The sequence below is a fragment of the Pradoshia sp. genome, from assembly GCF_051873915.1.
Lineage (GTDB): Bacteria > Bacillota > Bacilli > Bacillales > Pradoshiaceae > Pradoshia.
Genome location: NZ_JBJEFJ010000133.1, coordinates 95,879 through 102,868, shown reverse-complemented (window position 1 = coordinate 102,868; position 6,990 = coordinate 95,879). Strand labels below are relative to the sequence as shown.

Genomic DNA, 6,990 nt, shown 5'->3' with positions numbered 1-6,990 from the left:
CCAAGAGTGGCGGACATTCTCCTGTTCTAGTTGTAACCGCTTGACTGGTTTTATCAGCTAATCAAAAACCACAAATAAAACAGACCCACAAGCCTGCTTCACAGTGCTTCTGCGTCAATCTTTTTAAGCTGTTCTTCGTCAGGTCATCTTCTTACTGCATAAAAAAAAGCTGAAGACGTCACCTGAGAAGTCAGGTTCTTGTCTTCAGACTTACCCTCTCCTTGTAAAGGAGATTTCGTTCATATTATCCGAATAGCTGAATGCCTAATGGCAATCTGAATCCGAGAAGCAGCGCTAGCACAAATGCAATCCAGAATTGAATCAAGAATGATTTGTATGGTTTTCCTTTAGAACGTTTGACCGATGTCATTTCCATCGATACGATTACCCAAAGACCGATGATGGCCTTCCCGATATATTCCCCATTAATATTGGAAATGCTAAAGAGAAGCATCGCGCCTGTGACGATAATCAATATGTATAGCACCCGATTGATCATCATCGTGATTTTCAATGATTTTCCCGTCATCTTAAAGGATACAAAGAATAAGATGATGGCCAAAAGCCACATAGAAATATGTTCTACTGTTCCGCCCACTAGATTTCCCCACCTTTCCTACTGACATCAATACCATCGTAGCATAATCTTTTTTCGAGTTCGAAGAATATGTCTTATGATTGGACTTTATTCACCAAGGTTCCAATTGATTCGACACAAATCTCAATCACATCGCCATCCTTCAAGTAACGAGGGGGCTTAAATCCTTTGCCGACACCGGCCGGGGTTCCTGTCGCAATAATGTCTCCAGGCTCCAGGGTCATTCCTTTAGAGAGAGTAGCGATAATCTCATCAATAGGGAAGAGGAATAAGGATGTTCGCGCATGCTGCCTTACCTCTCCATTCACCTTTGTTTCAATCTCAAGGTCTCGTGCATCTCCTGCTTCATCCTTTGTGACAATCCATGGTCCGATTGGGCAGGTGCCGTCGAGGCTTTTCCCCAGGAAGAATTGCTGATGTCTTGCTTGAAGATCCCTTGCCGTTATATCGTTCAAGATGGTGTAACCGAAAATATAGTCCTCTGCCTCATCTCGCGAGATAGCCTTGCCTTTCTTTCCGATAACTACGGCAAGCTCCCCCTCATAATCCAGCTCATTTGTTACACCTTCATGCAGCGGTATCGGCTGCCCGTGGCCAATGACGGTTGTTGGCGCTTTTGTGAACACAATCATATTCTCTGGCGGTGTTCCGTCAAACTCTCTTGCATGGGCAGCATAGTTCTTCCCAATGCAGAATATATTCTTGTTCGGCTTAATTGGGGAGGCATATTGAAGAGATTCTACGGCCAATCCCTCCATGTCTGTCAAATTAAGCTTAGCTAGGTCAGACAGCCACTCAGACGAATGCTCAATGAGCGTATTCAAATCCGTCGGAATTCCCTCCATCTTTTCCCGAACAGATTCCAGTGGATAAAATAACTCACCTTCTATTACCCCAGCTTTCTCTTTTCCCTCTATTACAACCGTTGCCAATTTCATTCTACAATCCCTTCCTTTCTTTTATAAACCTGCAAGCCAGGCTTTTAGTTCTTTTCGGCTTCTAAAATGATACACACGCTTCTCTTCCATCTTCTTCAGCTTTTCACGCAGCAAAGGAGCTTTCTCCTTTTCAAAGTTCCAGACCCATTTAACAAATTCCCAGTCGAGCTTCTCCTTACATCCTTCTGTCATATCAGGGCGTGAACGTTTTCGATACACAATTCGGCGTTTAACAATTCCATAGATGTTCATCCACCTTGAATAGTCGAGAAAAATAATCGTATCCGCTTCCTTCAGCCGGATATCCATGGTACCTGAATAATTGCCGTCGATGATCCAAACCCGCTCACGAGCAAGCTCCGCAACTTTCCTCCCCCATTCTTTCTTAGGCATTGGCTCCCAGCCTGGTTTCCAAAAAACCGTATCTAAATGATGAACGGGCAGGCCCGTGCGCTGCCCAAGCTCCCTGGAAAGCACAGACTTTCCTGCTCCCCCGCTTCCAATAATCATAACTCTTTCCATCGCTCGCCCTGTTCCTTCTCTTTAGTAGTAAGCCTGAATGACTGCTTCTTTCCATATGTCGCCACACGCCATACATATTCAACAGGACCCATTTTGTATGATTTAAGCCAATAGGCAGAGAAAACCGCTTGAACTGCGACAAAAAGGATAGCAAGAATCGTCCCTATGAGCATGCCAATCTGGTTGTAAAAACCGAGGCCATACGAATAAAAAATGAATGTCCAAAAAATGGATTGAGTCAGATAATTGGTCATTGACATCCGGCCAAGCGGAATGAAAGGCATGGTCAATTTTCTAAAGGAAGAAAATCGTTCATACGTAAGAGTGATACCTGTCATATAAGCCAAGGCCAATAAGGGACCGCCAAAGCTGTCCTGCATAAATAAGCTTCCTACCGTAAATCCATCGTAATACGGGTATATTTTCAAGCCTATGCCAACAACGGCGGAAAGCCCAAACATCCAGCGCAGCTTCCTCCGATGGCTGCTGATGTCCTTTAGCCAGCCAAGCTTTGCAAAGGACATGCCGGCAAGGATGCAAGGAAAAATGGACAGAAAGAGGAAGATAACATTTAGCGACCCATTCACCGCCATCCATTCCTCAAAACGAAAGGAAAAGATATCCGAAACACTGCCGCTCCCATAAACCTGTACAGCTTCCCGTGCCTTTGCCCAGTCTGTCTCCACCGCCATCTCATCTGGAAACATAACACTACTGAGGATTGTCAATGAGCCGAGCAATCCATATGGAATCGTATACAGCAAAACGGCCATCTTTAGCAGCGCTTTACCTGAAAGTTTATAAACCAGCAGGATGAACCAGCCGCAAATGGCATACGAGATCAAGATATCTCCATGCCAAATGACAAAGGCATGAATAATACCTACAAGAAGGAGAAAAGCCATTCTTCTGGAGAAAAGAAGTGGAAAGGAAATTCCCTTCTTGATTGTCCTTTCCATTAAAAGGATGGCTCCGAACCCAAATAAAAACGCGAACATTGGATAAAAGCTCCCTTGAGCCAAAACATCTACCAACGCATATGTAATGTAATCCGCTCCGCTCCAATAATCAGCTTGCAAATAGAGAAATGGAGCATGAAAATCAATCATGTTGACCAACAGGATACCAAGAATGGCTACTCCCCTTAACAGGTCAATTACCGTCAATCGTTCACTTCTCGAAACAGAATGCATATATCCCCCTTATCAATAGTCAGAATAGACAAACTACTATTCTCATTTTAGCAGGTTCTTCCTTGTTCTGTTATTAAAAGACCTTTTATAAGATAACTGTATAAATCGTTACTCTTCTCTTATATGAAAGGGCTGCGGTTTTTCTTGATTGTCTCACGTATTCGCCCAGTCGGCATATACTGATTGGAGGGATTGATCTGATTAAGTCATTCTAAGAAGGTGAGAATATGCCAGGTATAGTCGGAGTCGTGCAAATCCTCCAAATCGGAAGCAGCGGGGTCTTCAATATTGGAGATATTTACAAAGTGACCCCGTATTCCAATGCAAAAACCTTCTCAGGGGCCGGTTCCTTCAACACCGGGGATTACGTGGCGGTCAACAATCCATACAGTGCCACGAATACGTATGACGCCGATGCTATTGACGAACCAATTGCATTTACTTTATAGGGGTGGAAGAGATGAATTTCTTTATTAAACAGAGCATTAATATAAATATGATTAGGATTAATGCCATTGCCAACTCGTCTGTCTTTCAAATCGGAAGCACAGGAATCATTAAAGCACAATCCTATTTATCGAATAGCGGCGAATTTACAGCACCGGCACCTGAACCAAAACATCCATTATTTCAAACTGCGCAGGAGACATCACAAGTGAAGATTATGGATTAAAAAAGGGGTGAATTCAGTTTTGCAGTATAACCTGACCCAGCTTCTCTTTCAGTTGCAGCAAACCATCCAAAGCCAAAAGGAATCCATATGCCAACTTGAGAATAATCTGGCTCAATTACAGGGCGATCTTCTCGAATTGAAACAACAAAACCCTGTACGCATCGATAAGATTGAATATAATTTCGATCAATTGAAAATTGAACGGCTTGAGGGCACATTGAATATTGGCTTATCTCCACAAGATTTAAACGACATAGATGAATTTGCCGTCAATGGCCAGGCTCCTTTTGCTCCCTTCCTATTCCCAGGTCGAGAAGAATTTGTTCATCAGTTATCAGATGAAATTATTCAAGGGTTCCATAAGGATAAGGATGAAATCTTTTCGGAGGCTGAGCGACATTGCAGCAGGAAAGCAGACGGGGATATGCGGTCATTCATCACAGATGATCTAGCACGGCAGGTGCCGCAGCGCATCAATCACTATCTTGACCAAACACCAGCTTATAACAGGCATGAACAAAAGCTGCCGCAGGTGCGCGAGCAAATACTCGAAGTCATTCACACCGATATCCAAAATGCCATTAACCGCTTTTTGCAGGTTTATCCTGAATCCATGAAGGAGGATTCCAAATGAATTTCCAAGTCATTAATGAACAATTATGCGTAGGAAATATTCACCTCATTTCCATCTCCAGTTCTTCAGCTTTAAAAGTAGGGGATACAGAGGTCATGCAGTTATTCACTGCCTCTGATATTCCTCCACAAGCACTAGAGTTTGGTCCTTTACAGCCAATCGTAACGAGATAAGGCAGATTATGTGGGAGAGAACATCCATCGTTAACAATATCCATGTATCCATTCTTTCACGGGGAGCCATTTTTGAGGTTGGAGAGATTCAATATTTCCGCACCAGCGATAATGTCTTGGCCTATCAAAGAGAGCAGGAACTATTTTTTGGTCAGGAAGGAAACTTTGGGGATTATAAAGTGTTCTATGCTGAACCAGATTTTGAGCCCGTCTATGAACCTATCCAAATGAGCTTTTTGAATCCGAATCCGTACATCTATGTAGGCGGTATCCAATCTCAGGCCGTTTCCAGTTCATCTATTCTTCAGATTGGCAACGGCCGATATATGCGCCATGAAACAAGAGTCATGAATATAAGGCAATTATTGAGTAACAGGCAGACCAAGGAAGGAGGGGATTAATATTGCCGGCTCTAGTTGGTTCGGTACAAATCTTAAATGCGGGCAGCGGTGTCATTCAATTCGGTGATTCCTTGGTTATCTCGCCTAAGTTCGCTAATAAAAGTGTCAATGGATCAGGTTCAGGTATCACGGGAGGTCTCATCTTTGATACGAATGGCTTGAGTGCAAACTCTGTCATTGACATCAACGGAATAGACCAGCCGATTACGGGGAATTACTAAACCTAAGGCAGCCTCCTACAGTGGAGACTGCCTTTTTTTACATTCAATATCAAAAAAAACGTGTCTGCCGTCACGGTATTCAACAAAAAAATCCGTTATTGTTATCGTGACAAATAAACTGAAAGAAGTGTGAATAGACTATGTCCTTTTATCTATCACTAACTCCTTATTATGATGCCATCTTTCCAACCAATGAAAAGGCATTATCCTTTATCGCATCCCAATTTAAAAAAGGCGCCTCCTTGCTTGATGCGGGCGCAGGCACTGGAAATATGGCCGTCTCTCTAGCCAAGCAAGGGTTCCAGCTGACCGCTATGGAACCGGAGGGCGTGATGGCGGAACAAATCCGCTCAAAGGCTGAGTCCGGTCATCTTCCAATTGCCGTTACAACGAAAACTATGCAGCAATTGGACGAGCTTGAGGGGTCCTTTGACGGCATTTATTGCATTGGCAATACCCTGGTTCATCTGCATGACGAGCAGGAAATTCGCAGCTTCTTCAAACAAGTGTTTCAAAAGCTCAATAATGGAGGCCGCTTAATTTTCCAAATTGTCAATTATGATAAGGTACTGAAAAGCGGAGACTTTACTTTTCCTGTTATGGAGAAGGATTCATTCACATTCATGCGCGAATATGAGCTTGATGGTGACCATATTCTGTTTACCACATCCATTTCCCAAAACGGCTCTACCATCAAGAACACGATTCCCTTATACCCGGCTACCTCAAAGAGGCTGCTGTCCTTGCTTCAGGACTGCGGGTTTAAGACTGTCAGCATGTACGGAAACTTTGAGAGCAAGGAGTATTCTTCTCTTCAATCTCCTGCTCTCATTGTCTCAGCCGTAAAGCCTAGCTAAAGAGAAGATCCTCCAGGGCGGCAGCATCACAAATGGTGATCTGCCTCCCTGATTGCTTGATGTATCCTTCCCGTTGAAAGAAAGAAAGCTTCCTGCTTAATGTCTCCCTTGTCGTACCGAGCATCGAAGCGGCATCCGTTTTATTGACTGGGAACTCAAAGCTCTCCTTACCACTCTTCTCGGCACATTGCAGAAGAAAAGCAGCCAGCCGTTGTCCTACATCATGATGACTAATCTGGCTCAAGGTTAGCTCGGCACGTTCCAGTCTCTCACTCAGCTGATGGAATAAGTTAAAGACCAAACTTGGGCTTTTCTCTAATATTTGTTTAAACAATCGGCCTTCTAAAATACAAACCTCCGTCATTTCAAGTGCTTCGGCGTTGGATGGAAGCGGACTGTTCCTAAATAAAGAAAGCTCACCGAAAAAGTCACCCTCCTGGATGATTCGGACGATTTGCTCACGCCCCTCACCTGAGACATAGGTGATTTTCACTTTCCCTTTACGCACAATAAACAAATTATCATTCAACTCGCCAGCTATATAAACGGCTTCTCTCTTTTTATACGTTCTATGGGTAATGATCTTTGAGAGCTCCATCAACTCTTCGCTTTTCAAGCTTTTGAAAATAGGCACAAAAGCTAAGCAAGATTTTCTACTGCATTGCAAACAAGTCATTATGTAACTCCCCCTGCTTAAACGTCTAGTTAGATTGATGGCATTTCGCCATTCCCTATTGTCCTTCATTATGTCTTAACTGACTAGATAAAATACTTTTCCAA

At 43.4% G+C, this 6,990-nt stretch carries 12 protein-coding genes; 7 read left to right on the top strand and 5 right to left on the bottom strand.

The genetic code is table 11. The features are described 5' to 3' along the window. Positions 1–244: 244 nt before the first annotated feature. The 4 genes from ACI35L_RS12410 to ACI35L_RS12395 all read right to left on the bottom strand — a co-directional run bounded on the left by ACI35L_RS12410 (position 245) and on the right by ACI35L_RS12395 (position 3,251). Positions 245–598 (bottom strand): YisL family protein, encoded by a 354-nt coding sequence (locus ACI35L_RS12410; protein ID WP_231589541.1) that lies wholly within the window; start codon positions 596–598, stop codon positions 245–247. Between the two features lie 74 nt (positions 599–672). Further along, a complete protein-coding gene (locus tag ACI35L_RS12405; protein ID WP_439803012.1) occupies positions 673–1,536 on the bottom strand; it encodes a fumarylacetoacetate hydrolase family protein in 864 nt (287 codons plus the stop codon). Between the two features lie 21 nt (positions 1,537–1,557). Beyond that, positions 1,558–2,058: a DNA topology modulation protein gene (locus ACI35L_RS12400; RefSeq protein WP_439803011.1), complete on the bottom strand. Its 501-nt coding sequence runs from the start codon at positions 2,056–2,058 to the stop codon at positions 1,558–1,560. Continuing rightward, positions 2,043–3,251 (bottom strand): DUF418 domain-containing protein, encoded by a 1,209-nt coding sequence (locus ACI35L_RS12395; protein ID WP_439803010.1) that lies wholly within the window; start codon positions 3,249–3,251, stop codon positions 2,043–2,045. The genes ACI35L_RS12400 and ACI35L_RS12395 overlap by 16 nt, the downstream gene beginning before the upstream one ends. A gap of 227 nt (positions 3,252–3,478) precedes the next feature. Here ACI35L_RS12395 and ACI35L_RS12390 point away from each other — a divergent pair, with 227 nt between their 5' ends. The 7 genes from ACI35L_RS12390 (at position 3,479) to ACI35L_RS12360 (ending at position 6,210) form a co-directional block, all read left to right on the top strand. Beyond that, on the top strand, positions 3,479–3,700 hold the full coding sequence (locus ACI35L_RS12390) for a spore germination protein (RefSeq protein ID WP_049671836.1): 222 nt from the start codon (positions 3,479–3,481) through the stop codon (positions 3,698–3,700). 11 nt (positions 3,701–3,711) lie between these two features. Next, positions 3,712–3,924 carry a spore germination protein GerPB gene (locus ACI35L_RS12385; protein WP_049671837.1) on the top strand — a complete coding sequence of 71 codons (213 nt, stop codon included), beginning with the start codon at positions 3,712–3,714 and terminating at the stop codon, positions 3,922–3,924. Positions 3,925–3,931: 7 nt separating this feature from the next. Then, entirely contained in the window at positions 3,932–4,558 is a 627-nt protein-coding gene (gerPC, locus tag ACI35L_RS12380; RefSeq protein WP_439803009.1) for a spore germination protein GerPC, read from the top strand. Continuing rightward, positions 4,555–4,731 carry a hypothetical protein gene (locus ACI35L_RS12375; RefSeq protein WP_049671839.1) on the top strand — a complete coding sequence of 59 codons (177 nt, stop codon included), beginning with the start codon at positions 4,555–4,557 and terminating at the stop codon, positions 4,729–4,731. The genes gerPC and ACI35L_RS12375 overlap by 4 nt, the downstream gene beginning before the upstream one ends. Positions 4,732–4,739: 8 nt before the next feature. Beyond that, positions 4,740–5,132 carry a spore germination protein GerPE gene (locus ACI35L_RS12370; RefSeq protein WP_049671840.1) on the top strand — a complete coding sequence of 131 codons (393 nt, stop codon included), beginning with the start codon at positions 4,740–4,742 and terminating at the stop codon, positions 5,130–5,132. 2 nt (positions 5,133–5,134) lie between these two features. Continuing rightward, complete coding sequence (locus ACI35L_RS12365) at positions 5,135–5,353, top strand: spore germination protein (RefSeq protein WP_049671841.1); 219 nt, start codon at positions 5,135–5,137, stop codon at positions 5,351–5,353. A 140-nt stretch (positions 5,354–5,493) separates the two neighbouring features. After that, entirely contained in the window at positions 5,494–6,210 is a 717-nt protein-coding gene (locus ACI35L_RS12360; RefSeq protein ID WP_439803008.1) for a class I SAM-dependent methyltransferase, read from the top strand. On the opposite strand, the gene ACI35L_RS12355 is transcribed toward ACI35L_RS12360, so the two are convergent. Next, the gene (locus ACI35L_RS12355; RefSeq protein WP_439803007.1) at positions 6,203–6,808 is read right to left on the bottom strand and encodes a Crp/Fnr family transcriptional regulator; all 606 of its coding nucleotides are present in this window, start codon (positions 6,806–6,808) and stop codon (positions 6,203–6,205) included. The genes ACI35L_RS12360 and ACI35L_RS12355 overlap by 8 nt on opposite strands. Positions 6,809–6,990: the final 182 nt, after the last annotated feature.

Bases quoted from the DNA above. Each gene is read 5' to 3' on its own strand.
- ACI35L_RS12385 (WP_049671837.1), top strand. From the start codon at position 3,712: ATGAATTTCTTTATTAAACAGAGCATTAATATAAATATGATTAGGATT.
- ACI35L_RS12375 (WP_049671839.1), top strand. From the start codon at position 4,555: ATGAATTTCCAAGTCATTAATGAACAATTATGCGTAGGAAATATTCAC.
- ACI35L_RS12405 (WP_439803012.1), bottom strand. From the start codon at position 1,536: ATGAAATTGGCAACGGTTGTAATAGAGGGAAAAGAGAAAGCTGGGGTA.
- ACI35L_RS12355 (WP_439803007.1), bottom strand. From the start codon at position 6,808: ATGGAGCTCTCAAAGATCATTACCCATAGAACGTATAAAAAGAGAGAA.
- ACI35L_RS12400 (WP_439803011.1), bottom strand. From the start codon at position 2,058: ATGGAAAGAGTTATGATTATTGGAAGCGGGGGAGCAGGAAAGTCTGTG.
- ACI35L_RS12395 (WP_439803010.1), bottom strand. From the start codon at position 3,251: ATGCATTCTGTTTCGAGAAGTGAACGATTGACGGTAATTGACCTGTTA.
- ACI35L_RS12390 (WP_049671836.1), top strand. From the start codon at position 3,479: ATGCCAGGTATAGTCGGAGTCGTGCAAATCCTCCAAATCGGAAGCAGC.
- ACI35L_RS12360 (WP_439803008.1), top strand. From the start codon at position 5,494: ATGTCCTTTTATCTATCACTAACTCCTTATTATGATGCCATCTTTCCA.
- ACI35L_RS12370 (WP_049671840.1), top strand. From the start codon at position 4,740: ATGTGGGAGAGAACATCCATCGTTAACAATATCCATGTATCCATTCTT.